General features: G+C 67.2%; 22 protein-coding genes. 6 read left to right on the top strand and 16 right to left on the bottom strand.

The window, feature by feature from the left end; all coding sequences use genetic code 11:
- Position 1 precedes the first annotated feature (1 nt).
- The 5 genes from ACNQQL_RS25675 to ACNQQL_RS25655 all read right to left on the bottom strand — a co-directional run bounded on the left by ACNQQL_RS25675 (position 2) and on the right by ACNQQL_RS25655 (position 7,180).
- A complete protein-coding gene (locus tag ACNQQL_RS25675) occupies positions 2 to 4,843 on the bottom strand; it encodes an NAD-glutamate dehydrogenase (RefSeq protein ID WP_347066608.1) in 4,842 nt (1,613 codons plus the stop codon).
- A gap of 116 nt (positions 4,844 to 4,959) precedes the next feature.
- A complete protein-coding gene (locus ACNQQL_RS25670) occupies positions 4,960 to 5,181 on the bottom strand; it encodes a hypothetical protein (protein WP_347066606.1) in 222 nt (73 codons plus the stop codon).
- Positions 5,182 to 5,286: 105 nt separating this feature from the next.
- Positions 5,287 to 5,475 (bottom strand): 4-oxalocrotonate tautomerase, encoded by a 189-nt coding sequence (locus ACNQQL_RS25665; RefSeq protein ID WP_072443320.1) that lies wholly within the window; start codon positions 5,473 to 5,475, stop codon positions 5,287 to 5,289.
- A gap of 60 nt (positions 5,476 to 5,535) precedes the next feature.
- Positions 5,536 to 6,312 carry a class II aldolase/adducin family protein gene (locus ACNQQL_RS25660; RefSeq protein ID WP_347066604.1) on the bottom strand — a complete coding sequence of 259 codons (777 nt, stop codon included), beginning with the start codon at positions 6,310 to 6,312 and terminating at the stop codon, positions 5,536 to 5,538.
- Positions 6,287 to 7,180, bottom strand: a complete 894-nt coding sequence (locus ACNQQL_RS25655) for an urea transporter (protein WP_347066602.1) — start codon at positions 7,178 to 7,180, stop codon at positions 6,287 to 6,289. The genes ACNQQL_RS25660 and ACNQQL_RS25655 overlap by 26 nt, the downstream gene beginning before the upstream one ends.
- A 284-nt stretch (positions 7,181 to 7,464) precedes the next feature.
- On the opposite strand from ACNQQL_RS25655, the gene ACNQQL_RS25650 reads away from it, so the two are divergent.
- Complete coding sequence (locus ACNQQL_RS25650; protein ID WP_347066600.1) at positions 7,465 to 9,009, top strand: Fic family protein; 1,545 nt, start codon at positions 7,465 to 7,467, stop codon at positions 9,007 to 9,009.
- 88 nt (positions 9,010 to 9,097) lie between these two features.
- Positions 9,098 to 9,658 (top strand): putative glycolipid-binding domain-containing protein, encoded by a 561-nt coding sequence (locus ACNQQL_RS25645; protein ID WP_347066598.1) that lies wholly within the window; start codon positions 9,098 to 9,100, stop codon positions 9,656 to 9,658.
- Here ACNQQL_RS25645 and ACNQQL_RS25640 read toward each other — a convergent pair.
- The 5 genes from ACNQQL_RS25640 to ACNQQL_RS25620 all read right to left on the bottom strand — a co-directional run bounded on the left by ACNQQL_RS25640 (position 9,613) and on the right by ACNQQL_RS25620 (position 14,888).
- A complete protein-coding gene (locus ACNQQL_RS25640; protein ID WP_347066596.1) occupies positions 9,613 to 10,524 on the bottom strand; it encodes an alpha/beta fold hydrolase in 912 nt (303 codons plus the stop codon). The two genes, ACNQQL_RS25645 and ACNQQL_RS25640, sit on opposite strands and share 46 nt — an antisense overlap.
- A 4-nt stretch (positions 10,525 to 10,528) precedes the next feature.
- The gene (locus ACNQQL_RS25635; RefSeq protein ID WP_347066594.1) at positions 10,529 to 11,434 is read right to left on the bottom strand and encodes a metal-dependent hydrolase; all 906 of its coding nucleotides are present in this window, start codon (positions 11,432 to 11,434) and stop codon (positions 10,529 to 10,531) included.
- Positions 11,431 to 12,366 (bottom strand): SDR family oxidoreductase, encoded by a 936-nt coding sequence (locus tag ACNQQL_RS25630; RefSeq protein WP_347066592.1) that lies wholly within the window; start codon positions 12,364 to 12,366, stop codon positions 11,431 to 11,433. The genes ACNQQL_RS25635 and ACNQQL_RS25630 overlap by 4 nt, the downstream gene beginning before the upstream one ends.
- Before the next feature lie 21 nt (positions 12,367 to 12,387).
- On the bottom strand, positions 12,388 to 13,968 hold the full coding sequence (locus ACNQQL_RS25625; RefSeq protein ID WP_347066590.1) for an NAD(P)/FAD-dependent oxidoreductase: 1,581 nt from the start codon (positions 13,966 to 13,968) through the stop codon (positions 12,388 to 12,390).
- Between the two features lie 248 nt (positions 13,969 to 14,216).
- The gene (locus ACNQQL_RS25620; RefSeq protein ID WP_347066588.1) at positions 14,217 to 14,888 is read right to left on the bottom strand and encodes a lysoplasmalogenase; all 672 of its coding nucleotides are present in this window, start codon (positions 14,886 to 14,888) and stop codon (positions 14,217 to 14,219) included.
- Between the two features lie 409 nt (positions 14,889 to 15,297).
- Here ACNQQL_RS25620 and speB point away from each other — a divergent pair, with 409 nt between their 5' ends.
- Positions 15,298 to 16,266 (top strand): agmatinase, encoded by a 969-nt coding sequence (speB, locus tag ACNQQL_RS25615; RefSeq protein WP_347066586.1) that lies wholly within the window; start codon positions 15,298 to 15,300, stop codon positions 16,264 to 16,266.
- Between the two features lie 217 nt (positions 16,267 to 16,483).
- On the opposite strand, the gene ACNQQL_RS25610 is transcribed toward speB, so the two are convergent.
- On the bottom strand, positions 16,484 to 16,858 hold the full coding sequence (locus ACNQQL_RS25610) for a heavy metal-responsive transcriptional regulator (RefSeq protein WP_072443292.1): 375 nt from the start codon (positions 16,856 to 16,858) through the stop codon (positions 16,484 to 16,486).
- A 100-nt stretch (positions 16,859 to 16,958) separates the two neighbouring features.
- Between ACNQQL_RS25610 and ACNQQL_RS25605 the strand changes: the two genes are divergently transcribed.
- A complete protein-coding gene (locus ACNQQL_RS25605; protein ID WP_072443290.1) occupies positions 16,959 to 17,786 on the top strand; it encodes an SDR family NAD(P)-dependent oxidoreductase in 828 nt (275 codons plus the stop codon).
- A 186-nt stretch (positions 17,787 to 17,972) separates the two neighbouring features.
- On the opposite strand, the gene ACNQQL_RS25600 is transcribed toward ACNQQL_RS25605, so the two are convergent.
- From ACNQQL_RS25600 to ACNQQL_RS25585, 4 genes are all read right to left on the bottom strand, one after another.
- Positions 17,973 to 18,953, bottom strand: a complete 981-nt coding sequence (locus ACNQQL_RS25600; RefSeq protein ID WP_204421387.1) for a sulfonate ABC transporter substrate-binding protein — start codon at positions 18,951 to 18,953, stop codon at positions 17,973 to 17,975.
- A gap of 124 nt (positions 18,954 to 19,077) precedes the next feature.
- On the bottom strand, positions 19,078 to 19,917 hold the full coding sequence (locus tag ACNQQL_RS25595; RefSeq protein ID WP_072443286.1) for a MerR family transcriptional regulator: 840 nt from the start codon (positions 19,915 to 19,917) through the stop codon (positions 19,078 to 19,080).
- Between the two features lie 9 nt (positions 19,918 to 19,926).
- A complete protein-coding gene (locus ACNQQL_RS25590; protein ID WP_347066582.1) occupies positions 19,927 to 20,490 on the bottom strand; it encodes an N-acetyltransferase family protein in 564 nt (187 codons plus the stop codon).
- Between the two features lie 98 nt (positions 20,491 to 20,588).
- Positions 20,589 to 21,881 carry an AraC family transcriptional regulator gene (locus ACNQQL_RS25585; RefSeq protein WP_347066581.1) on the bottom strand — a complete coding sequence of 431 codons (1,293 nt, stop codon included), beginning with the start codon at positions 21,879 to 21,881 and terminating at the stop codon, positions 20,589 to 20,591.
- A gap of 169 nt (positions 21,882 to 22,050) precedes the next feature.
- On the opposite strand from ACNQQL_RS25585, the gene ACNQQL_RS25580 reads away from it, so the two are divergent.
- Positions 22,051 to 23,415, top strand: coding sequence for an MFS transporter (locus ACNQQL_RS25580; protein WP_072443251.1), 1,365 nt, complete (start codon positions 22,051 to 22,053; stop codon positions 23,413 to 23,415).
- Positions 23,416 to 23,491: 76 nt separating this feature from the next.
- Here the strand turns inward: ACNQQL_RS25580 and ACNQQL_RS25575 are convergent, their stop codons facing one another.
- Entirely contained in the window at positions 23,492 to 24,385 is an 894-nt protein-coding gene (locus ACNQQL_RS25575) for a LysR family transcriptional regulator (protein WP_310137378.1), read from the bottom strand.
- Positions 24,386 to 24,516: 131 nt separating this feature from the next.
- On the opposite strand from ACNQQL_RS25575, the gene ACNQQL_RS25570 reads away from it, so the two are divergent.
- Positions 24,517 to 25,515, top strand: coding sequence for a quinone oxidoreductase (locus ACNQQL_RS25570; protein ID WP_347066578.1), 999 nt, complete (start codon positions 24,517 to 24,519; stop codon positions 25,513 to 25,515).
- Positions 25,516 to 25,549: the final 34 nt, after the last annotated feature.

The raw sequence follows: 25,549 nt of genomic DNA, 5'->3' as shown, positions 1-25,549 counted from the left end.
GTCACGCGCGTTCGAGCACGGCCATCTCCCGCACGATCACGAGCAGTACCGCGAGGCTGGCGCCGCCCGACGCGCGCAGGTCCGCGAGCAGGTGCTCGTAGCGCGCGAGCGCGGCGTCACGGCGCTCGCGCCACGCGCCGACGATCGTCTCTGGTGTGGTCGAATCCGGCGATTCCGCGAGCGCGCTCGTCGCGAGCGTGCGCTTCAGCCGCGCGACTTCCGCGAGCGCGGCCGCGCGTGCGAGCATGTCCCAGTGCGTGGGCGTCGGCAGCGTCGCAGCGCGTTCGCCGATCCATCCGTAATTGAGCAGCGTGCCGAGCGAGAAATAGACGCCCGCGACGAGTTCGAGGCTGCGGTTGCAGGTCGCGGCCACTTCGGCGATGTCGAGCAGCGCGGCCGAGATGTCGCCGCTCGCGACGCGCACCGCGAGCGCGCTGTCGACGCCGGCTTCAACGAGCACGCGCTGCCGCTCGGACAGCGCATCGAGCGCGTCGGCCGGCAGCAGCGACGGCAGTTGCGGCGCGAGCCGCTGCGCCGCGTCGCGGCAGCGCGCGATCAGCTCGGCAACGCCGCCGTCGGCCACCGCGCCGGACTGCAAATGACGCAGGAACCACAGCGCCGCGCGCTCCAGCAGCCGCGCGACGTCGACGAACATGCGCGCCTGCACGTCGTCGGCGACGCGGTTGTCGAGCGCGTCGATGTCGCGCCATACCGCATCGAGGTCGAACACGTCGCGCGCCATGATGCACGCGCGCACGATATCGCCGGGCTTCGCATCGGTTTCCTCCATCAGCCGATGCACGAACGCGCAGCCGACGCGATTGACGAGCGCATTGGTGAGGTGTGTCGCGAGAATCTCGCGGCGCAGCGGATGGCGGCGCATCGGCTCGCTGAAGCGCTGCTGCAGCGGCTTGGGGAAGTAGTCGACGAGCATCGCTGCGACCAGCGGATCCTCGGGCACGTCGGATTCGAGCAGCGCGTCGTAGAGCCACATCTTGCTGTACGCGAGCAGCACCGCGCGCTCCGGCGACGTGAGGCCGAGCTTCGCGGCTTGCCGTTCGGCGACTTCGTCGTCGGTCGGCAGGAATTCGATCACGCGGTTCAGGCGGCCCGCGCGTTCGAGCCAGCGCATCAGGCGCGCCTCGGCGTCGAGCTGCTCGACGCCGTAGCGGCCCGCGATCGACAGCGCCTGCGTCTGGTAGTAGTTGTCGCGCAGCACGAGCAGCCCGACTTCGTCGGTCATCTCCGCGAGCAGCGCGTTGCGCTGCTTCCCGGTCATCTCGCCGTCGGAGACGACGAGCCCCAGCAGGATCTTGATGTTGACTTCGTGGTCCGAACAATCGACGCCGGCCGAGTTGTCGATCGCATCGGTGTTGATGCGGCCGCCGCGCTGCGCGAACTCGATGCGGCCGAACTGCGTGCAGCCGAGGTTGCCGCCTTCGCCGACCACCTTGCAGCGCAGGTCCGCGCCGTTCACGCGCACCGCGTCGTTCGCGCGGTCGCCGACCTGCAGGTGGGTTTCGCGCGCGGCCTTCACGTAGGTGCCGATGCCGCCGTTGTACAGCAGGTCGACCGGCGCCTGCAGGATCGCTCGGATCAGCTCGGTCGGCGGCAGCGCGTGCGCGTCGATGCCGAGCGCGGCCTGCACGGCCGGCGACAGCGGGATCGTCTTCGCGGTGCGCGGGTAGACGCCGCCGCCCGTCGAAATCGCGGCCGGGTCGTAGTCGGCCCAGCTCGACCGTTCGAGCGCGAACATCCGCTGGCGCTCCGCGAAGCTGACCGCCGGATCGGGGTTCGGGTCGAGGAACACGTGCCGGTGATCGAACGCGGCGACGAGCCGGATATGCGGCGACAGCAGCATTCCGTTGCCGAACACGTCGCCCGACATGTCGCCGACGCCGACTACCGTGAAGTCGGTCGTCTGCGTATCGATGCCCATCTCGCGGAAGTGCCGCTTCACCGATTCCCACGCGCCGCGCGCGGTGATCGCCATCTTCTTGTGGTCGTAGCCAACCGAGCCGCCGGACGCGAACGCGTCGTCGAGCCAGAAGCCGTATTCGTGCGAGATCGCGTTCGCGTAGTCGGAGAAGGTGGCCGTGCCCTTGTCGGCGGCGACGACCAGATACGGATCGTCCGGGTCGTGGCGCACGACGTCGGGCGGCGGCACGATCGCGTTGCCGACCAGGTTGTCGGTCAGGTCGAGCAGGCCGCGCAGGAACGTCTGGTAGCACGCGATGCCTTCGCGCATCCACGCTTCGCGATCGCCCGGCGGCGGCGGGTTCTTCACGACGAAGCCGCCTTTCGAGCCGACCGGCACGATCACGACGTTCTTCACCATCTGCGCCTTCATCAGCCCGAGCACCTCGGTGCGGAAATCCTCGCGGCGATCCGACCAGCGCAGCCCGCCGCGCGCGACGCGCCCGCCGCGCAGGTGCACGCCCTCGACACGCGGCGAATACACCCAGATCTCGAACATCGGCTTCGGTTCGGGCAGGCCCGGCACTTTCGCCGGATTGAACTTGAACGACAGGTAGGGTTTCGATTCGCCGTTCGCGTCGAGCAGGAAGTAGTTGGTGCGCTCGGTCGCGTTGATCACGCCGAGGAACTGGCGCAGGATGCGGTCCTCGTCGAGGTTAGGCACCTGGTCGAGCGCAGCTTCGATCGCCTTCAGCAGCCGTTCGGCCTGCACGTCGCGCGTGTCGCCGGTGCGCGGGTCGAAGCGCAGCAGGAACAGCTCGACGAACTGGCGCGCGATCGCCGGATTGCCGGTCAGCGCGCGTTCGATATACGCGTCGCTGAACGTCGAGCCGACCTGCCGCAGGTATTTCGCATACGCGCGCAGGATCGTCACTTCGCGCGCGCTCAGGTGCGCGCGCAGCACGAGGCGGTTGAAATCGTCGTTCTCGATCCGGCCGCTCCAGATCCGGTCGAACGCATCCTCGAACAGGCCTTTCACGCGCTCGATGTCGAACTCGGTATCGTCGGCGAGTTCGAGCCCGAAGTCGTGCACCCATGCGTGCGCAGCGTCCTGCGTCTGGATCCGGTACGGCCGCTCCTCGTCGACGCGCACGCCGAGATGCTCGAGCATCGGCAGGCTGCGCGACAGCGCGATCGGGTCGCCCGTGCGATAGACCTTGAAGCGGAACGCGCGCGCCCCGGCCTCGATCGGCCGGTACAGGTTCATCGCAAGCTGGCCCGAATCCTTCACGCGCTCGATCAGCTCGATGTCGCGCACGGCCGTGCGCGCCGGATAGTCGTCGCGATAGCCGGCCGGGAACGAGTCTGCATAGCGTTGCAGCAGGCGGTTGCCTTGCTCTTCGCCGAACGCGTCGAGCAGTGCGTCGGCGAGATCGTCCTGCCAGCGGCGCGCCACCTGTACGAGCCGCGTCTCGAGCTCGCGCGTGTCGACGTCGGGCATCGTGCCCGGCTCCGCATGCACGACGAAATGAATGCGCGCGATCGCCGATTCCGACAGCAGCGGCGTGAATTCGACGTTCACGCCGTTGTACGCGTCGACGAGCAGCTTCGCGATGCGCCGGCGCAGGTCGGTGTTGTACTTGTCGCGCGGCACGAACACGAGACACGACACGAAGCGGTCGAACCGGTCGCGGCGCACGAACAGGCGCGTGCGCTGGTGTTCCTGCAGCCGCAGGATGCCGAGCGCGATGTCGTAGAGCTGGTCTTCGTCGGCCTGGAACAGCTCGTCGCGCGGATAGGTTTCGAGCACCGTCACGAGCGTCTTGCCGAGATGCCCCTTCGGCAGGAAGCCCGCGCGCCGCACGATGTTCGCGCACTTGCGGCGCACGATCGGAATTTCGGCATACGAACCGAAATACGCTGTCGACGTGTAGAGCCCGATGAAGCGACGCTCGCCGGTGATTTTGCCGTCGGCGCCGACGAGCTTCACGCCCACGTAGTCGAGATAGCCGGGCCGGTGCACGGTTGCGCGCGAATTCGCCTTGGTCAGGAAGATCGGCCAGGAGCCGGTGATGATGTCGGCGGCCGCCTTCGGCAGCGGCGTCACGTCCGACGCGCCCGACGCGCGCAGCGATTCGCGCAGGATACCGAGGCCCGTGCCCTCGATGCCGCGCAGGCCGAAGCCGGTGCCGTCCGACACCAGCGCGTAGTCGCGCTGGCCGAGGAACGTGAAGTGATCGGCGGCCATCCATTCGAGGAACGCGCGCGCCTCGATGTCTTCCGCGGTCGATTCGCGCGCCTTCATGTCCTTGATCGTCGCGCGCACGATGTCGACGATCTTCGGCCAGTCCTCGACCGATGCGCGCACGTCGCCGAGCACGCGCGCGATGTCCTCGCGCAGCGTGTCGAGCAGCGCGGCGTCGCCGCAGCGATCGACTTCGAAATGGATGAACGACGCGAGTTGAGACTGGCCGTCGCCGGACGTCGCGCCGCCTGCGTCGACGCGCTCGATGCCGCCGTTGGCGCCGCGCCAGATGCGGAACACGGGGTGCAGCGCCGAATGCTGCGCGAGCCCGAGGCGGTTGACGGCCATCGTCACCGAGTCGACGAGGAACGGCATGTCGTCGTTGACGATCTCGATGACCGTGTGGTCGGAATGCCAGCCGTGCTGTTCGAGGATCGGGTTGTATACGCGCAGCCGTTCGCTGCCGGGCACGTATTTCTGGGCGGTCTGCCAGTGCGCCATCGCGGCGCCGTACAGGTCGGCGATGCTGCGGTTCTGGAGATCGTCGGCGTCGACGAAATCGTAGTAATGACGCAGGAAAGGTTCGACGATCCGGAACGTGGCTTCGGGCAGGCGCTCGCGCGCGAATTCGACGACGTCGGAGAGCAGGTGTGCGACGACTTCCTCGTTCTTCGCTTCCATGGTGGTCTCCCGGGTGGCCATTGGCTGCTGCGTCTGTCCGGCATTATGCGCCGATTGCGTGACAAAGCGATGTGCGGGCGCACAACGGCGGAGCCGGGAGACGGCGCGAACGCGCGCTAGTCGAGCCGCTCGGGCTTCAGATCGGGGTGCCGTGCATAGAGTGGATTCATGAAGTCGACCAGCATCGTGGTGAGCAAGGATGAGACGAATTCGCGATAGGTCGCGAACTCGTGTTCGGGGCAGGTTTCCTTGACTTGCTGAAGCGATCGATCCAGTTCCGCACCCATGGACAGGACCATCTCGTTCAACGCCGAGGCGATTCGTGTGTTCTCGATCATGCGATCTCCTTCGAGCGCTGCGACGTCGCGGCGCGGCCGTTCAGGCTCCGGCTTGGTTCGAGCTCATTTTGCCCGGCGGGTTCCGTAGGGACTGAGATACGCCTGTCAGCCCTCGTCGCTCCACAGCTTCCCGGCCGTCGCCCAGTTCTCTTTCTTCACGTCGGTCAGGATGATGTCGACCGAGCCCGGCGCGCAGCCGAGCGTCTCGCACGTGACGCGCGTGATCGCTTCGACGAATTCGCGCTTCTGGTCGACGGTGCGGCCTTCGAACAGCTGGATATTGAAAGTCGGCATGACAGGTGCTCCGGTTGGGTTTGAACGATTCGGCCGCGGGTCGCGGCGATGGTTGCGGCGTCAGTCGCGATACGACGGATCGATCCGGTCGAGCCGGCGCAGCAGCGCCGGCCATTCCAGTTCGCCTTCGATCGCGCCGCCGCCGCGCAGTTGTTCGGCGGTGCGGTCGGCGACGGCCGGGGCGGGCAGCACGAGCGGCCCGCCGCCCGCCTGCGCGCGCACCTGGATGTCGCACGCCTTGATCAGCGTATCCATCAGCACATAGGCTTCGGCAACGGTGCGGCCGACCGTCAGCGTGCCGTGATTGCGCAGCAGCATCGCGGATTTCGCGCCGAGGCTCGCGGTCAGCCGCGCGCCTTCGGCCGGCGAGAACGCGAGCGCCTCGTAGTCGTGGTACGCGAGGTCGCCATGAAAGCGCAGCGCGTGCTGCGATGCGGGCAACAGCCCGTCGCGCTGGATCGACACGGCAATGCCGGCCGTATTGTGCAGATGCATCACGCACACGGCGTCGGCGCGCGCGGCATGCACGGCCGCATGCAGCGCGAAGCCCGTCACGTTGACCGCGTGTTCGCTGTCGCCGATCCGGTTGCCGGTCAGGTCGATCTTCACGAGGTTCGATGCGCGGACCTCGTCGAACGCGAGGCCGAACGGGTTGATCAGGAAATGGCCGGGCTCGCCGGGCACGGTCGCGGAAAGATGCGTGTAGATCAGGTCGTCCCAGCCGTTCAGCGCGACGAGCCGATACGCGGCGGCGAGATCGACGCGCAGCCGGCGTTCTGCGTCCGAGATCGGGCCGCCGGGTTTCGCGGCATCAGGACGGTGTGCGAATGACGACATCGGGTTCTCCGAGGGTGAAGCGGCGCGCGACAGCCACCGTGACCCACGACGCGAGCACGAATGGGGCCGTGAACGCGGGGATGCCCGCGCATGTCGCGAGCCACTGGATCAGTGCGGCGAGCGCGGCGGCCGCGAATGCGGCGCGCGGGCCGCGCGGCGCCAACGCGAGCGCGGCGAGCGCGCCGTTGAAGCCGAGCAGGCCGTCGGCGAACGACGTGCCGTTCGCGCCGAGCGCGAGCAGCAGCACGGTTGACACGATGGCGCCGCCCAGCGCGAACGCGGCCGCGCGACGCGACGCGGCGGCGACGCCGGCGACGATCAGTGCGCCGGCCCACGCGCCTTGCGCGAAGGTGGTCTGCGCGACGCCCGAGAGCAGCGCGTCGGCGATGGAAGAAAGCGTCAGTGTCGCGCCAGCCGTTGCGCCGCTCGCATGCGGCAGTGCAACAAACGGCAGCCACAGCGCGGTAACGGCGAGGCACGGGCTCGAATACGGGCACTGGCGCCAGCGGGCGAGCGGCGCGCGCATCGCGCGCTGCACGAGCGCCGCGCCGATGGCGACCAGCGGCACCAGCGCGAGCGCAGCAAGCGGATGGCGCGCGAGCAGCACGGCGATCAGCGCGGCGAGCGCGCCATTGAAGCCGTGCAGCCCCAGTTCGACAGCGCGGCGCTCGGCGCCGGACAGCACGGCGGTCATGCTCGCGGCGGCCGAGCCGACCAGCGCCGCGCACGCGAGCCGCACGTCGGTCAACGCCAGCGCGGCGAGCAGCAGCGCGCCGGTGAACGCATTCGCCTGCAGCACGATCTGCCCGATGCCGCGCAGCAGGATGCGCAGGTCGATCGACGGCGAGGCGGAGCGGGCGGTAGGCATGGTGGCGGCGGGACAGGACGAGCCGCGAGCATAGGACACAATTTCATGCACCGGAATAGGGAATCCTGGATAGTCAGGATTTGTGGGCGGTGCCCGGAATTGGGGCGGAAAGCGTTGTCCAGGATGCGTTTGTCAGGCGCATTAGCGTTTTTTTGGAGCTTCTCTATTTTGGTAGCAAATTTTGGTCGTCGTTAGATTTTCCGTCTCCATGCTAACGCGTTAGCGTTTTCGGGTAGGATCCGGAAATTGGTAGTATTTTCGCGGCCTCGGTAGGAGATTTTTCCATGCAAGTCGGCTTCAAGGCTCTGGCTGCTCGCTACGGTATTACGCCCGCACAACCTCTGCGTGTCGATTCGGTCATCGGCACCGGACGTGCGAGCCGGGAAACTGATGAGCAGGTAGAAAACCGGTATCCGCCCAGCTATCGACCCACCGACGACTTCGCCGGCCATTTTGAATTCGGACTCAAGTACGAAGAGCTTCACTTGGAGTTTTTCGCACGCCTGTTTGCAGCCGTGGGACCGGAGCAGATCGAAATGTGGTGCCGAAATGCTCCCTTTGGCCAATATGCCCGACGCGCGGGTTTCCTGTACGAGTGGCTAACAGGCAGGCGCCTGAATGTGCCTGACGTGACCAACGGCGGCTATGTCAACGCCGTTTCTCCGACTGAATACCTTACTCGCACAGAGTCGCTTCGCGTTCGCCGTTGGCGCGTGCACGACAACTTGCCGGGAACGCCCGCGTTCTGCCCGCTGGTTCGGCGAACCGCGGCGGTGCAGGCAGCGCTGCAGTTCGACTTGGGCACCGCATTGAGAGAGTTGGATCGCGTTTTCGGGGCCGACATCCTGATGCGGACAGCCAGCTGGTTGACGTTCAAGGAGTCGCGGGCGAGCTTTCTCATCGAGAAAGAGGCTGATCAGACCGACCGCATCCAGCGGTTTGCACACGTCATCGCGCAATACTGCGGCCGTATCGACGCTCCACTAAGCGACCGTAGCCTGCATACTCTGCAAGCCGGCATTCTGGGCCACGATGCGTTCGGTTTGGGGTTGCGGCGTTCGCCGGTCTTTGTCGGGCAGGCGACGATGCGCGAGAATATCGTGCATTACATTGCTCCTGCGTTCGAGGACGTGGCGGCGATGCTGGAGGGCCTCGGTGAATTCGAGGCCGCGACTCGAGGCGCAGAGCCGCTGGCACGTGCCGCTGCGTTGGCATTCGGCTTCGTATATATCCACCCTATGCGAGACGGCAACGGCCGGATTCATCGCTTTCTGATCAACGATTCTCTGGTGCGGGACAAGGCGGTGCCGGATGGCGTGATATTGCCGATCTCGGCAACCATCACGAGTTCGACGGAGTTCCGTGCCGGTTACGATCGCACGCTCGAGGTGTTTTCTCGCTGCTTCATGCGCCGTTATGCAACGTCCTATCGGTTCGGAGAACTGGTGACCTATGAGGACGGGACGCTGAGCAACTTCGTATTCGACAACTACGAAGATGCGCGCTTCGCTTGGCGTTATCCGGATCTGACGGCCCACGTTCTGTATACCGCGCGAGTTGTCGAGCACACGATTCGCACGGAGATGGCCGATGAAGCCAGGACGCTGCTGATCTTTCAGCTTGCCCAGGAGCGGCTCAAGGAGGTCGTGGAGATGCCGGGCCCGGATGCTGACCGTATCATTCGCTCTGTCAAGGAAAACGGCTGGCAAATCTCCGGCAAGCTGAAGCAGCAGTATCCGCAGCTGGAGAATGAGCGCAGGGCGTCGCGAGTCGTGGAAGCTATCCGGTCCTCGTTTGAAGGCAGGGACATGAACTTCGACAACGAATGACGCTCGTTGGATTTGTCGACAGTGAAATTCCGGATGGTCGGAATGTATGCGACGATCCTTCGCATTGAGTAAACCGGGAGGCGGAAAGATGCGCGAAGTGCGTTGGGCGTCGCTCGAAGGCGACGGGGTCGAACATCTGACGTTCGACCGGAGCGGCGGCGGGATCGTCGTCGAAAGCGCGGTGGTCGGCCAGCGGTACGGCCGCGCATACGGGCTCGCGTATCGCGTCGAGTGCGATTCGCACTGGCGCGTGACGTATGCGGTGCTCAAGGTGATGGGCGGCGGCACGCTCGAACTGCGCGGCGACGGCGCAGGCCACTGGCACGACGGAGCGGGCCGCGCGCTGCCGGAGCTCGACGGCTGCGTCGACATCGACATCGCGGCGACGCCGTTCACGAATTCGCTGCCGATCGGCCGCCTCGGGCTCGCGCGCGGCGAGCGGCGGCCGATCGACGTCGCGTATATCTCGACGCCGGACCTGAAGGTCACGCCGGTCAAGCAGGCCTACGCGTGCATCGAGCCGGGCCGGCGCTACCGCTACGAAGGCATCTTCCGGAATTTCACGGCCGAGATGGACGTCGACGACGACGGGCTCGTCGTCGACTACGAGACGCTGTTCAGGCGCCTGCCGACGCCGGCGGTGCGCTGAACCGCGGCGTTCGTGACCGCCGGCCGCTCGTGCGCGGACGCGAAGCGGTCGATCCGCGACGCGATCATGTCCGGGTGGCGCAGCACGATCCAGTGCGTGCCGTCGATTTCCTCGCGCACGTGGTCGCCGAGCCAGCGGTCGAGGTCGACCGACATCTCGGGCGTCACGTAGCGGTCGCGTACCGGCACGAGGATCTGCACGGGCGCCTGCGCGTACCGTTCGCGCGGCTTGCGTGCCCGCGCGAGGAAGTTCGCGCGGTAAAGTTGCAGGCCGTTCAGCGCATTCTTCAGTTGCACGGGGTCGCGCTCGGCGCGCACGCGTTCGGTGAGCTGCAACCAGCGAGGCCACAGCGCCGCGCCGCCGAGCCGCCATACCAGCGACGGCACGAGCGGCAGATGGAAGAATGCGATGTACCACGACTTCAGGCTCTGCTCGAGCCGCAGCTTCGCGCGGAACACGTGATCGAGGCACGGGCCCGAGATCGACGTGTACGACGCGATCCGGCCGCGGAACACGGGGTCGGTCACAGCCTCCCAGCATTGGATCGAGCCCCAGTCGTGGCCGACGAGGTGGAACGGCCGGCCGCCGCAGGTCGCGTCGGCCACCGCCTTCAGGTCGTCGGCGAGCCGCGCGAGCGTGTAGTCGGCACGGCGGCGCGGCGCATCGGACGCGCCGGCGCCGCGCACGTCGTACGCGATCACGCGGTAGCGCTTCGCGAGCCGTGCGCGGATCGGCGCCCATACGGCCGCCGAATCGGGGTAGCCGTGCACGAGGATCAGCGGCGGCGCGCGGCGCGATCCGCTTACGTAGACGGCGAGTTTCACATCGCCGGACTGGACGGTCAGCATCTCGTGCGCGCGCGCCATCGCGTCATGCCTGCGCAACCGGGTGCAGCGGCACGCGGCGCGGGGCGGCCTGCGCCGCGTAGCGCGCGTTGGTCGCGTCGATGTTCGCGAGCAGCGTGTCGAGCCCTTGCAGGTACTGGTGGTTGTCGTGGTCCCACGGGTGGAAGCCCGGGCGGAAGTAATCGAGCCATTCGCGCGCGATGTTCGGGAACACGCCGTGCTTCGGGCCGTACAGGTACTTCACGAGGCGCCACATGCCGCCGAACCTGCCGTGCTCGCGACGGTGCGCGCGCATCAGGCGCACGTGGAAGTCGAACACGATCGCCCAGAAGAACACCGTCGTCGTCAGCATCGTGCCCGTGCGCAGCAGGTAGCTGCCGAGGCCCGGCTTCATCACGGTGTTCCATACGTCGTACGACACCGCCTTGTGCTCGGTTTCCTCCATCGCATGCCACATCCACATCTGCTGATAGCCTTCGACCGATCCGTCGATGCGGTGCTCGTGGCCCGACAGCAGCTGGTTCGCGAGGATCGCCGTGTAGTGCTCGAGCGCGATCGTGATCGCGAGCTGCATCGAATGCGGCAGCACCTTCTTGAACCAGCCGAGGATCGTCCACAGGCGCTTGTCGAGCTTGTGCGCGGGCAGACCCGATGCCTGCAGCAGGTCGTTGTATTCGATGTGCTCGCGCGTGTGCATCGCTTCCTGGCCGATGAAGCCGAGCACCTGCTTCTTCAGCTCGGGATCCTCGATCCGGTCGCGGTAGTTGCGCACCGAATCCATGAAGAAGCGTTCGCCGGCCGGGAACAGCAGCGACAGTGCGTTCATGAAGTGCGTGACCGGCACGCCCTGCACGTGCCAGTCGCGCGCGCGTTCGGGCGGCAGCGCGAAACGGATGTCGCGCCGCACGGGCATCATGTTCGGGGTCGTCATGACTGTTCTCCTCCCTGATTACCTGCGTTGTTGTAGGTGGCGTGCAGCGGTGCGGGCGCCGGCGTGCCGCGGGCGGCGTCGCGTCGGGCCCTCGCGGCCTCGCGGCGCGTTGCCAGCACGACGAGCGCCTGGTATGCGGACGGCAGGATGCGCGCCATCCAGTCCCCGGCCTTCGCATCGCGGCCGATCAGCACGCGGCGCTTGTTGCGGCGCACGCCGGCGAGGATCGTGCGCGCGGCGTCGTCGGCGGTCGTGATGAAGAACTTCTCGAACGTGTCCCTGCCTTGTTGCTCGCTCGCGACCATGAAGCCGACCATGTTCTTCGACACGCGGCTGGCCTGCGCGATGTTCGTGCGGATGCCGCCCGGGTGCACGCAGGTCGCCGACACGCCGCACTTCATCATGTCGAGCTCCTGGCGCAGCGATTCGGTGAAGCCGCGCACCGCGAACTTGGTCGCGTTGTAGCCGCTCATGCCCGGTTGCGCGAAGATCCCGAAGAGACTCGACGTGTTGATCACGTGGCCGTCGCCCGATGCCTTCAGATGCGGCAGGAACGCCTTCGTGCCGTGCACGACGCCCCAGAAGTTGATGTTCACGATCCACTCGAGATCGCCGTAGTCCATCCCTTCGATCGTGCTCGACAGCGCGACGCCCGCGTTGTTGAAGATCAGGTTGACCTTGCCGTGTTCCCTCGCGGTGTCGTCGGCCCACGCGAACATCGCGTCGCGCTCGCCGACGTCGAGCACCCGCGTCGATACACGCACGTTCGGCGCAATCGCACGGACGATCCGTTCGGTTTCGGCGAGACCGACGCCGTTCTTGTCGGCGAGCGACACATGGCAGCCGGCCTGCGCGAGCTGGATCGCGAGCGAGCGGCCCATGCCCGAGCCGGCACCCGTGATCGCGGCGACCTTGTTGGCGAAATCTCTCATGTCGTTGGCTCCTTGTCTGGCTCAGGCCGCTTCGGCGGAAGTGGATGCGGAAGCGGCGGGCGCGGCGATCGGCCGCGCGATCGTGTCGTGCGGTGCGCGATACGCGTGGTAATCGGCGATCGAGAAGCGCGCGGTTGCCTGGCGGAAGCGCCACGTGAAGCCCGGCCACAGCGTCGTGTTCTTGCCCGTGCGCGGATCGAGGTACCAGCTCTTGCAGCCGCCCGTCGACCAGATCGCCTTCTTCAGCTTGCCTTGAAGGTCGCTGTTGAACTGCGCCTCGACGAGCGGGCGCACCTCGATCGCATCCGCGCGCTCGCGGCGCATCGCCTGCAGCGCGCCGAGGATGTATTCGATCTGCGACTCGATCATGAACACCATCGAGTTGTGGCCGAGGCCCGTGTTCGGGCCGACGATCATGAAGAAGTTCGGGTAGCCGGGCAGCGTCGAGCCGAGATACGCATGCGCGCCGTCGCGCCATGCGTCGACGATGTCGAGGCCGCCGCGGCCGACGATCGCGCCGCGCGGATACGGATCGGCGACCTGGAAGCCGGTGCCGTAGATCAGGCAGTCGACTTCGTGTCGCTTGCCGTCGGTCGTCACGACGGCGTCGGCTTCGATATGGTCGATGCCGGTCGTGATCACGTCGACGTTCTTGCGCGACAGCGCCGGGTAGTAGTCGTTCGAGATCAGCACGCGCTTGCAGCCGAGCGTGTAGTTCGGCGTGACGGTCTTGCGCAGTTCCGGATCGGGAATCTGCTTGCGGATATGGCGCAGCGCGAGCTTCTGCACGTTCTTCATCAGCGACGGATGGATCGCGAAGCCGAGCACGCGCGATTCGAGCATCCAGTAGATGCCGCTGCGCACGGCCTTCTGCGTGAACGGCAACGTGCGGAACAGCCATTTCTCGAACCCGGTCAGGTTGCGGTCGGGCTTCGGCATGATCCACGGCGGCGTGCGCTGGAACAGCGCGAGCGCCTTCACGCGCGGCGCGATCTGCGGCACGAACTGGATCGCGCTCGCGCCGGTGCCGATCACCGCGACGCGCTTGCCTTCGAGCGCGTAGTCGTGATCCCACTGCTGCGAATGGAACGCGTGGCCCCGGAAATTCTCGACGCCCGGAATCGCCGGCAGCGCGGCGCGCGACAGGCCGCCCATCCCCGACACCAGCACGCGCGCGGACAGCCGCTTGCCGTTCGCGAACGTGAGGCGCCAGCGTTGCGCGGCCTCGTCGTACTCGGCGCGCTGCAGTTCGTGGTTCATGCGCAGGTGCGGGCCGATCCCGAAGCGCTGCACACAGTCTTCCAGATACGCGCGGATTTCCGGCTGCGGCGCGAACATGCGCGTCCAGCGCGGGTTCGGCGCGAACGAGAACGAATAGACGTGCGATTGCACGTCGCATGCACACCCGGGGTAATGATTGTCGCGCCACGTGCCGCCGACCGACGCGGCCTTCTCGAGGACGACGAAGTCGGTCACGCCTGTCTGCCGCAGGCGGATCGCCATCCCGAGACCGGCGAAGCCGGTGCCGATGATGGCGATGTCGATGGTTTCGTCCAGGCCGTCGTGGCCGGGCGGACCGAAAGGCAACGTGCGAGCATTCATCCGGGTGTCTCCGATTTGGCTCATTTTTTAATGTTACATTGGTTGATGTAACGATAGTGGGTGAGCCCGGAAACCGCAAGAGGCTAGAAGCGGCGCTCTAAGGGCCGGAAAACCAGGCGGGAAAAGGCTGAGCGGGGTTTGGAACAGCACACTTTCCGCAATGCGGGATACGCGGAAAAGCCCGTCGACGCGGGCGGAGCGGGGCGGAGACGAGACCGCCGGCGTGCGGCGGTCTGTTTGAAACGGAATCAGGGGCGGATCGATCGGGCGGCCGTCTCATGGAAAACCCCGGCCACGATCGTGACCTGCGCGAGCGCGTAGAGGCCCCAGATCAGGTAGTCGATGCCCGGAAAACCGCCGAGGAAGCGGCCGACGCCGATCAGCGTATCGGAGCCGACGAAGACCAGGCTGCCGACGGCCACCAGTGGGCCGTGCGTGCGGGCGGCGAGCGCGAAGCTCGCCATCGCACACAGCACGAGCATGTAGACGGCGACCGGCGCCAGCAGCTCGCCGAGGTGCGGGAAGAAGGCGAGGTAGAAGGCCGGCGCGGCGATCCACAGCCCGACCAGCGCGGCGATGCGCCAGCCGTGCGGCCGCGCGCGCCAGCGCAGGAAGATCGCGCAATAGCACAGGTGCGTGAGCAGGAACGCGCCGAGGCCGAGGGCGAACGACAGCGGCCAGTCGGGCAGCGCGAGCAGCACGTCGCCGAGCACGGCCGTCGCGAGCGCCGCGCACAGCCACGCGCGTTCGCGCGGCGCGCCGCAGGTGCTGCCCGCCGCGAGCAGCAGGATGCCCATCGCGGCTTTCGCGGCGGCCTGGCCCGGATAGGGCGCGGCGGCGAGCGACAGTCCGTACAGCAGCGCGGCGGCGACGGCGAGCGGCCAGAGCCGGCGATAGGTGGCGGGAAGCGTGGCGATCAAGGCGGGTGTCTCCGGTTTGTTGTTGTCTGCGGTGGACGGCACGTCGTCGTCGGCGCGGCTGCGGCCATTATCCGGAAGAAAGGGCGGGCGAAAACCGGCGAATCCTTCTAGGACGCGGTCGGGATGGCACGTGCAGGTGTGTGCCTGCCGCCGCCGCGATCCGGTGCTGCCGGGTGACGATGCGCGGGCGTTGCCGCCGGATTTTTTCAACGCGTTGCCCCTGCTGAACCGGGGCAACGGCTCCAATTCGGCTTGCTATGATCGCCGCGACATTGCCGTTGTCGTTATTCCGCCCGGCGGCGCGACTGGACGCGCAAGCCGGTGCGTGCCCGATGAATCCATGCCGTGCCCGGCCCGCGCACCCATGCAAAGCGGGGCCGAGCCGGCTCCCACGAAAACAGGTCCGACCATGACCGAACTTCTCCACGGCGACGGCGCGATCCGTCGCACGACGCCGTACGGCTCCTCGATCGAAAACACCTATGCGGGCGTGCTGTCGTTCATGCGTCGCAACTATTCGCGCGCGCTCGACGGCGTCGATGTCGCGATTTCCGGCGTGCCGCTCGACCTCGCGACCACCTATCGCTCGGGCGCGCGGCTCGGGCCGGCCGCGATCCGTGCGGCGAGCGTGCAGCTCGCGGAGCTCAATCCGTATCCGTGGGGCTTCGATCCGTTCGAGGATCTCGCGGCCGTCGACTACGGCGACTGCTGGTTCGATGCGCACAACCCGCTGTCGATCAAGCCCGCGATCGTCGAGCATGCGCGCACGATCCTGCGCTCGGGCGCGAAGATGCTGACGCTCGGCGGCGACCACTACATCACGTATCCGCTGCTGGTCGCGCACGCGGAGCGCTACGGCAAGCCGCTGTCGCTGATCCATTTCGACGCGCACTGCGATACGTGGGCCGACGACGATCCGGACAGCCTCAATCACGGCACGATGTTCTACAAGGCCGTGAAGGAAGGGCTGATCGATCCCGCGACGTCGGTGCAGGTCGGCATCCGCACGTGGAACGACGATTTTCTCGGGATCGAGCGGCTCGATGCCGCGTGGGTGCACGATCACGGTTCGCGCGCGGCGGTCGAGCGGATCGTCGACATCGTCGGCGCGCGGCCCGCGTACCTGACGTTCGACATCGACTGCCTCGATCCGGCGTTTGCGCCCGGCACGGGCACGCCGGTCGCGGGCGGGTTGTCGTCCGCGCAGGCGCTGGCGATCGTGCGTGGGCTCGGGGCGGTGAATCTGGTTGGGGCGGATGTTGTCGAGGTCGCGCCTGCTTACGATCATGCGGACATTACGGCGATCGCGGCCGCGCATGTTGCGTGCGATCTGCTGTGTCTGTGGCGGCAGAAGAAGGTGGCGGGGGCGTTGAAGTAGGGCGGCGCGTACGGGCACGTGATGCAAAAGGCCGGTGGGCAGGGTGTCCGCCGGCTTTTTGCATGCGCTGCGCGTGACTTCGCCGGATCGATGGCCGTGTGCTGATTGCCCGCGGTGGGTCAAGCGAGAATGCTCTTCGCGGATTTCCGTGGATGGCGCTTTCCGACTGTGGATTCAACCGGTCGATGCCGCATGACACTTGCACGGACGCGACTCATCACGCTATTTCTTCTTCGACACAATCGCCGCCAACTTTGGCCAACGCATTCAGCAACCCTGTTCGCAGCGTGATCAACGCGAGACTCTTTGCGTCGAGTTCGGCGAGTTTTGCTTGCAGGCACGCGACCTTTTGGTCAACGCCGAACGTCGGACTTTCCCATACATGGACAACGTCGCGAATTTCCGCCAGCGTGAAGCCCAACGCCTTCGCGTGGACGATCAGCCTTATCCGCTGTAACGAAAGTTCTGAATAGCGCTTGTAAGTGTTCGTCGCGTTAGGTTGTGTTGCTTTGTCCAGCAGACCCATGCGCTCGTAGTAACGGACGGTGTCGCGCGATACACCCGCCCGCTTGCATAGCTCGCCGATGCGCATGCTGCCTCCAATCAATGTCGTGGAGCGTCATTTACGCTTGACCGTTGCCTATAGTCAACGGTTTAGAGTGCAAACTCCCGTTCCACTCCATCAGCAAGCTATGAGTAAATCTTTCGATTTTGGCGGAAAAACAGCACTCGTCACCGGTGCATCGTCGGGTATCGGGCGCGCGTTTGCCTATGCGTTGGCCGAACGCGGTGCGAGACTCCTGCTGGTCGCACGCTCTCACGACAAGCTGCGCGATCTGGCCGCAGAACTGCGGCGCGACTATGCGTGCGACGCCGATTTTCTGACGGTCGACCTGAGCGCGGCCGACGCCGTCGACACGATCGATCGTCATCTGAAGGAGACCGGCACGATCGTCGATGTGCTGATCAACAACGCGGGCTTCGCAGCATACGGGCGCTTTGAAACGATTCCGTTGACGCGCCAGCGCGATGAAGTTCTGGTGAACTGCATCGCCGCGCTCGAGCTGACTCATCTTCTGCTGCCGGGGATGCAAGCGCGATCCGGTGGCGCAGTCATCAACGTCGCGTCAACCGCGGCATTCCAGCCCGATCCGTATATGGCCGTCTACGGCGCGACGAAGGCCTTTCTCCTGTCATTTTCGGAAGCTGTTTGGGCTGAGAACCGGCATCGGGGCATCCGGGTCGTCGCGCTATGTCCTGGCGCGACGCAAACGGCCTTTTTCGACGTTGTCGGCGCGAAGGAGGCTGCTGTCGGCGTGCCGATGCCGGTCGCGAACGTGGTGCGGGATGCGTTGTGGGCGCTCGATCGCAATCTGAGCTATCGGGTTGTGGGGGCGCGAAATCGACTGCTGGCGAACTTGCAGAGACTACTGAGCCGTCATATGTCGGCCCGGCTCGTTGAAAAAATCCTTCGGCCAAGAGAAGATCCGGATTTCGCGGCAACAGATCTCAAGGCTTAGGGCGGTGCCGTTTCCAGATGGTGGTCTCTCGATGTCGCTATCCGCAGATCGTCTTCGGCGGATAGCGAACGGTTGCAACTGGCCGAACACCAACAGTGCGTCCCACGTTCCCCGAAAATTCGAGAAGAACCAAAAAAGGCCGACGGGCAGGGTGCCCGTCGGCCTTTTTCGACTGCGCGCCGCGCGTTACTTCGCCGCGAGCGCGCTCGCCACGCGTTTGTCGCTCCACGCATTGTCCGCAACGCTCAGCTTCTGCGGAATCAGCTTCGCCGCGTAGAACGCGTCCGCGACACCCTGCTGAACCGCAACGATCTTCTCGTCGACCGGCACCGCCCCAAACGGCACGCGCTTGATCCACGTCTCGACGAGCGCGAGCGGCAGCCCGACCTTCGGCGCGATCAGCGCGGCGGTCTCGGCCGGATGCCCGTTGACCCACAGGCCCGTCTCGCGCGCCTGCTTCAGGATGGCGCCGACCACGTCGGCATGCTGCTCCGCGAAATCCCGCGTCGCCTCGTAGAAGTTGTTCGCCGGCGTGAGGCCCGTGTAGTCGGACAGCGTGCGGATCTTCAGCGAATTCTGCGCGGCCGCGTAATACGGATCCCAGACGGCCCACGCATCGACGTTGCCGCTTTCGAACGCGGCGCGCGCGTCGGCGGGCGGCAGGTACACGGGGCGAATCTCGTCGTAGCGCACGCCGGCCTTCTTCAGCGCTTCCAGCAGCAGGTAGTTCGCGCTCGAACCTTTCTGCAGCGCGACCTTCTTGCCGCGCAGCTCGGCGAGCGAGCGGATCGGCGAATCGGCCTTCACGAACACGGCTTCGTTGTGCGGCGACGGCGGTTCCGCGCCGACGTACACGAAGCGCACGCCTGCTGCCTGCGCAAACACGGGCGGCGGCGCGCCCGTATAGCCGAAGTCGATGCTGTTCGCGTTCAGCGCTTCGAGCAGTTGCGGGCCGGCCGGGAATTCGAACCACTGCACGTTGTAGCCGAGCGGCTTGAGCCGCGCTTCGAGCGAGCCCTGCGCCTTGATGATCGACAGCAGGCCGGCCTTTTGATAGCCGATGCGCACGACCTTGTCGGCGCCGCCCTGCGCGAAGGCCGACGCGGCGGACAGCGCGACGAGCGTGACGGCGGCGGTGCGGGTGATCCAGCGGGTGAAACGAATCATCGAACGGACTCCATGCGAAACGTCTTCGGGAGAGCGGCCGGTGCCGCTCGGTTGGAAGAATCGTCGCATGGGCGGTTGCGCTCGCAAACGAAGCATTGCCGATAAGAATATGACGGCGGTGGCCCTATGCTTTGTCGTCGTCGCCTTGCGTATCGGGCGTGCCGGACTGGCGCGCCGCTTCGTCGCTGAGCTTCTTGTCGAGGATCGTCGCGACGCGGCCGCCGAGATACGCGCCCGCCGCGGTTTCGAGCGCGCGGTTCGTCTCGCCTTCGACGAACACGGCCGCGAGCGGGCGCAGGCGCCAGATCGCGTCGACCAGTTCGGGCACGTCGGTGGCCGGCGGCAGCGTGCCGGCGTCGTAGCGGTCGAGCCGCTTCACGACGAGATCGACGAGCAGCCGCGCGATCGCGTCGAAATGCGGCCGCGCGAGGCTGATCACGTCGAGCAACTCGCGCGGCGGGATGCCTTCCTTCGTCATCGCGGCCGCCGCTTCGAGCAGTGCGGGGCTCTTCGCGACGAACGACAGGCCGTGCCGTTCGAGCAGCCCGAGCTCGGTCACGCGCGAAAGCTGCGTGGTCGCCTGCGGCCCGAACATCTGTGCGAGCGCGGCGAGCGAATAGGTTTTCGGCAGTTCATGCGACCAGCGGCCGCCGATCGCGTTTTCGAGGCCGAGGATCGAGCGCAGGTCGTGGCCTTCGTCGATCGCCTTGATCAGGTCCTGGATGTTCGACAGCGTGTAGCCGCGCGCGAGCAGGTGGTTGATCAGCTTCAGGCGCGCGACGTGCGTGTCGTCGTAGATGCCGACGCGCCCGCGCTTCTCGGGCGGTGCGAGCAAACCGCGATCCTGGTACGCGCGGACGTTGCGCACGGTCGTGTCGGACACGCGCGCCAGCTCGTCGACCGTGTACTCGTTGCGGGAATCCGCCGCGGCCTCGTCGGGGGTGGAATGAGTCTGTTTTGACATGCGGCCATTCTAGCGCGACGCGGCAGGCCCGGGCGAGGCGGGGAGCGTGCGTGCGCCGTCTCCGAGCGGGCGCTGCAGCAGCGCCGTGTCGATCCAGCGGCCGTGCTTGAAGCCGACCGCCTTCAGCGTGCCGGCCGGCTCGAAGCCGAACGCACGATGCAGCGACGTCGAGCCGCCGGTGCCGCCGTCGGCGATCACCGCGATCATCTGCCGCCACGGGCCGGTCTCGCAGCGCGCGATCAGCGCCGCGAGCAGTGCGCGGCCGATCCCGCGCCCGCGCTGCGCATCGTCGATGTAGATCGAATCCTCGATCGTGAAGCGGTATGCGCTGCGCGCGCGGTACGGCGTCGCGTACGCGTAGCCGGCCACGCGGCCGTCGCATTCTGCGACGAGATACGGCAGCCCGTGGCCCAGCACCGCGTCGCGGCGCGCGCGCAGCTCGGCGGCATCGGGCGGCGTTTCCTCGAACGACGCGACGCCGTGGCGGACGTGGTGCGCATAGATCGCGTGGATGGCGGCGAGATCGGCTTCGGTCGAATCGCGGACGATGCAGGCAGCTGGCGTATCAGGCATGGTGACGGGGCGGCAGGGCGGGGATGAGGGCAAACCATGACTATGCGGGCGATCGCCTGGCGCGTAAAGCGGCGGCCGCATTCCGGGCGCCGCGGCGTTCAGTTCGGCGGCCGCTTCTTCTGCGTGTCGCGCGGCAACTCGTCGAAGCGGGCGAAGTAATACGCGGAAAAGCGGCCGAGGTGCCCGAAACCGAACGTCAGCGCCGTATCGGTGATGCTGGCCACCGGGTCGGTCAGCAACTGCACGCGCGCGGCGTCCAGCCGGATGTTACGCAGCAGTTCCATCGGGGTCGCGCCGTGGTAGCGCCGGCACAGCACGTTCAGCGTCCGCAGGCTGACGCCGGCCGCCCTGGCGAGATCTTCGAGCGAGATCGGCGCGCAGAGCCGCGCGTGAATGAATTCGTGCAGCGCATCCATCTGCCGGATGCCGCCACGCGACACGGCTTGCGCCGGCGCGCCGCCGCGCGCTGGCGGCGCCGCGCCGGCACGCACGGCGGCGGGCGACGGCGGGCAATGCACGAGCAGGAACAGCGCGAGGCTTCGTTCGAAATGGTCGCGCCATTCGGCCCGGATGCCACCGTCGTCGGCGACGGCGAGCACGTTGAGCAGCGACTGTGCGATCAGATCCCATTGCGACGCAAGCGCCGTCGGCAACAGGAATCCCGGCGCGAGGCCGGGCGCCGCGTCGTCGGGCCGGCGGCCGCAGACCGCGCGCATCAGCGAATCGGGCACCTTGACGATCAGTTGCCGGGTGCCGGACCGCCAGCGAAGACGGACGTGCGACGTCGGCGCCAGCACGGCGGTGCGCCCTTCGGACACGCCCATCACGTGCCCGTCGCACTCGATCTCGGCGCCGCCCGCAAGCGATGTGTGGACGAGCGAAAAGCCGTCGAACGGGCGCGGGGCGACCTCGACTTCGGCGCCGTACTGCAGCGCGTAGACGCTCAGATGATTCAGTTGCCCCTTGAAAAGCGCCGCGTCGGGCACGCCCTGCTTCCAGCGCAGCGCATGCTCGGCCAACTCCAGCGAGACCTGCTCGTGCGCATCCGCGCGCAATCCGGATCGGAACACGCAATTCCGGTACAGCGCGGACAGCACTTCCGCATTCGGGGTGAGGGGCATGGGGGGGCGTCTCCTGTGTGGCGTTTTTCGTGCAGCGCATCCAGCGGGCCGCGGATGCGCGTCATGCCACATCGGTTTCTCTTGTGAGCGAGATATCCTGAAAGGATGATATTGATCTTCGTCAGACTTGTCGAAAGTATCGCAAGAATCGGATAGTCCCGCTCCTGCCAGGGAAAAATCCGGATAGCGCGCGGCCCGCGGCACGCGGCACCAGAAAAAAAGCGGACTGAGTTCGCGAGCCACGTGCAAATTCCGGATAGTGAGAATCATTGTGGCTTCCTACACTGCGCCGGCATCCGGACGGAAAGCGGCGCATTTCAGGATGAAATTTCGTACAGCTACTAAATCGATGAGCTGAGCGATCGTATTACTTCGAACGCGCGTGATGCGAAGGCTACCGCCGGGCCTGAATCCCCTCTGGAAAAAGGAACGAAGCTCCATGCGTCAAATCAACCTGCAGGCGCTCTCCGACGATGCGCGGCTGGGTCCGCTGCACGGCGTCGTGCTGTGCTGGTGCGCGCTGATCATCGTGTTCGACGGCTACGACCTCGCGGTGGCCGGCATCGCGCTGCCGGCGATCATGAAGGAGATGGGCGTCAATCCGGCGCAGGCCGGCTTCATGGTCAGCTCTGCGCTGTTCGGCATGATGTTCGGCAACATCGTGTTCGGGACCGTCGCCGAGCGGATCGGGCGCCGCTGGGCCATCGCGGCCTGCCTGACGCTGTTCAGCGTCTTTACCGCGGCGGCCGGGCTGGCGCCGACGCCCGCGCTGTTCGGCGCCGCCCGCTTCCTGGCGGGCATCGGCATCGGCGGCGTGATGCCGAACGTGATCGCCCACATGACCGAGTACGCGCCGAGACGCTTGCGCAGCACGTTGGTGACGCTGATGTTCAGCGGCTATTCGGTCGGCGGCATGCTCGCGGCCGTGATGGGCAAGGGGATGATCGAGGCATACGGATGGCAGTCCGTGTTCGTCGCCGCGGGTGCGCCGGTGCTGCTCGTTCCGCTGCTCGTGAAATGGATGCCGGAATCGCTGCCGTTCCTGATCCGGCGCGGCAGGACGGACGAGCTCGCGCGCATCGCGCGCCGGCTCGATCCCGCATACCGGCGTCAACCGGGCGACTGCTATGTCGTCCCGCGCGAAGGCAACGCCGGCAGCGCGCCGGTTCGCCAGCTGTTCGACGACGGCCGCGGATTCAGCACGGTCATGTTCTGGATCGCGTGCTTCATGTGCCTGTTCATGGTGTATGCGCTCAGCTCGTGGCTGACGAGGCTGATGGCGAGCGCCGGCTACAGCCTCGGCTCCGCGCTGACGTTCGTGCTGGTGCTGAACGCCGGCGCGATGGTCGGCGCGATCGGCGGCGGCTGGCTGGCCGATCGCTTTCCGATCAAGACGGTGCTCGTGTCGATGTATCTGCTCGCCGCGGTGTCGATCACGCTGCTCGGCTACAAGATGCCGACCGCGCTGCTGTTCGTGCTGGTCGGCCTCGCGGGCGCGTCGACGATCGGCACGCAGATCGTCAATTGCGCGTATGCGGGGCAGTTCTATCCGATGGCGATCCGCTCGACCGGCATCGGCTGGACGCTGGGCGTGGGTCGCAGCGGCGCGATCCTGGCGCCGATCGTCATCGGTTTGCTGGTGGGCATCGATCTGCCGCTGGAACAGAACTTCATGGCGATCGGGCTGCCCGCGCTGGCGGCGGCCGTCGCGGTCGGCCTGATCGATCATCGGCGCTCGGCGTCGCATCGCGATCATCCGGCCAGTACCGGCGAGCGTCAGGCGTCGCCTGTCCGGCAGTCCTGAGCGGCGCATCGGCGGGGCGCAACCGGGGCGGGGATCACGGCCGGCCCGCAACGGCGGTTCTGAAGGGGCGGCGGTGTCAGAGCCGCCCGTCGGCCGCGCGCACCGCATCTGCGATCGCGTCCGCGACGCGCTGCACGCGCGGCGAGCGGCGCACGTCCGGATGGACGACGAGCCAGATCTCGCGCTCGATGTCGCAGCGCGGCGCGGAAGTCAGCTCGACGAGCGGCGCGGGTGCGGACGAGGGTGCCGCACCGGCTGCGGCGAGCGAATCGTCGACGAGAAACCGCGGCAACAGCGCGACCCCCGCGCCGGCGACGCACGCGCGGTGCAGCGCCGCGAGGTCGTTCGCGACGAACGCGAAACGGCGCCCGGCCGCGAAGCGTTCGAGCCATTGCTGCTGCGGCGTCTGCGCGAGCGCGTCGTCGTAGCCGACGAACGGCCAGGTGTCGGGCGGCGCGGCCGCCCATTCCGGCGACGCGCACAGCGCGAAGCGCATCGTGCCGAGCCGGCGCGCGGCGAGCCCCGGCTCGCTCGGCCGCGACAGCCGCACCGCGAGATCGGCTTCGCGCGCATACAGGTTCGCCGCATGCATCTCGCCCATCAGGTCGATCCGCAGCGCCGGCCATGCGCGCTGCGCGCGGGCAAGCCGCGGCGCGAGGAAATGGCTGGCGAACACCGGCGACGCCGACACGCGCACCACGCCGTCGAGCGCCGCCGCACCCTGCGCGGCGCGCGCGAACGCATGGGCATCGGTTTCGACGCGCGCGGCGTGCTCGGCGAGGTGCAGCCCTTCGTCGGTCGGCGGCCAGCCGCGCGGCAGGCGGTCGAACAGCCGGATGCCGAGCGCGGACTCCAGCGCGTCGATGCGCCGTGCGACCGTCGAATGCTGGACCTGCAGCGCGCGCGCGGCGGCCGACAGGCTGCCGCCGCGCATCACCGCGAGGAAGGTGCGGATGTCGTCCCAGCTCATCGGCAGTGCGGACGCGGGAACGGAATCAGGATCGGTCGAATTTTGCACAGTAGATGGGCGATAAACGGGAATTCCGATCGATTATGCACGATGGGATGATCGTGTCACTTCATTTGATTGCGAGGAACGTCATGACCCAAACTGCCACCGCCATCCGGATCGGGATCGACCGCTACGGCGACGCCGGCGTGCTGCGCCGCGTCGATGCGCCCGTCGCGCCGCCCGGCGCCGGCGAGGTGCGGATTCGCCAGACCGCCGTCGGCGTGAATTTCGTCGACATCTATTTCAGGACGGGGGCGCACGCATTGCCCGCGCTGCCGGACGCGCTCGGCGTCGAGGCGGCCGGCGTGATCGACGCGGTCGGGCCCGGCGTGACGGATCTCGTGCCGGGCCAGCGGGTCGCGTATGCGGGCATGCCGACCGGCAGTTATGCGAGCCTGCGCACGATACCGGCCGGGCGCGTGCTGCCGATACCCGACGGCCTGAGCGACGACGCGGTCGCCGCCGGGCTGCTGAAAGGGATCACCGTCTACATGCTGCTGCATCGCGTCCGGCAGGTCGGCGCCGGCGACACGGTGCTCGTGCATGCGGCGGCCGGCGGCGTCGGGCTGCTGGCGACGCAGTGGGCGCGTGCGCTCGGCGCGCGGGTGATCGGCACGGTCGGGTCGGCCGCGAAAGCCGCGCTCGTGCGTACGCATGGCGCCGACGAGGTCGTCGATTATCGCGAGGAGGATTTCGTCGCGGCTGCACGCGCGTTCGGCGGCGGCGCGGGTGTCGATTACGCGATCGACGGGATCGGCGGCGACGTGCTGACGCGCACGCTCGGCGCGATCCGTCCGTTCGGGATGGTCGCGAGCATCGGGCAGGTTGCCGCGATCGGCACGCGGCAGACGGTCGATCTCGACGAACTGGGGCCGGCCCGCTCGATCGCGCTCGCGCGGCCGAGCGTGCTCGGTTTCATCGCGCGCGACGTCGCGGGGTATCGCGAAGCCGCGCGCGCGACGCTCGAACGGCTGGCGGGCGGAATGCACGTCGAGATCGGCGCGCGGCTGCCGCTCGAACAGGCGGCCGATGCGCACCGGCTGCTGGAGTCGCGCGCGACGACGGGCGCGGTCGTGCTGGTGCCGTAAAGACGGGCCGCTGCGGATGGGGCGCGATGCGGGT

The organism is Burkholderia sp. LFS061 (assembly GCF_047978125.1).
In the GTDB taxonomy this organism is placed as follows: domain Bacteria; phylum Pseudomonadota; class Gammaproteobacteria; order Burkholderiales; family Burkholderiaceae; genus Burkholderia; species Burkholderia pyrrocinia_C.
Note: the sequence above shows the minus strand (reverse complement) of the source record. Positions and strands in the feature narration are given on the sequence as shown.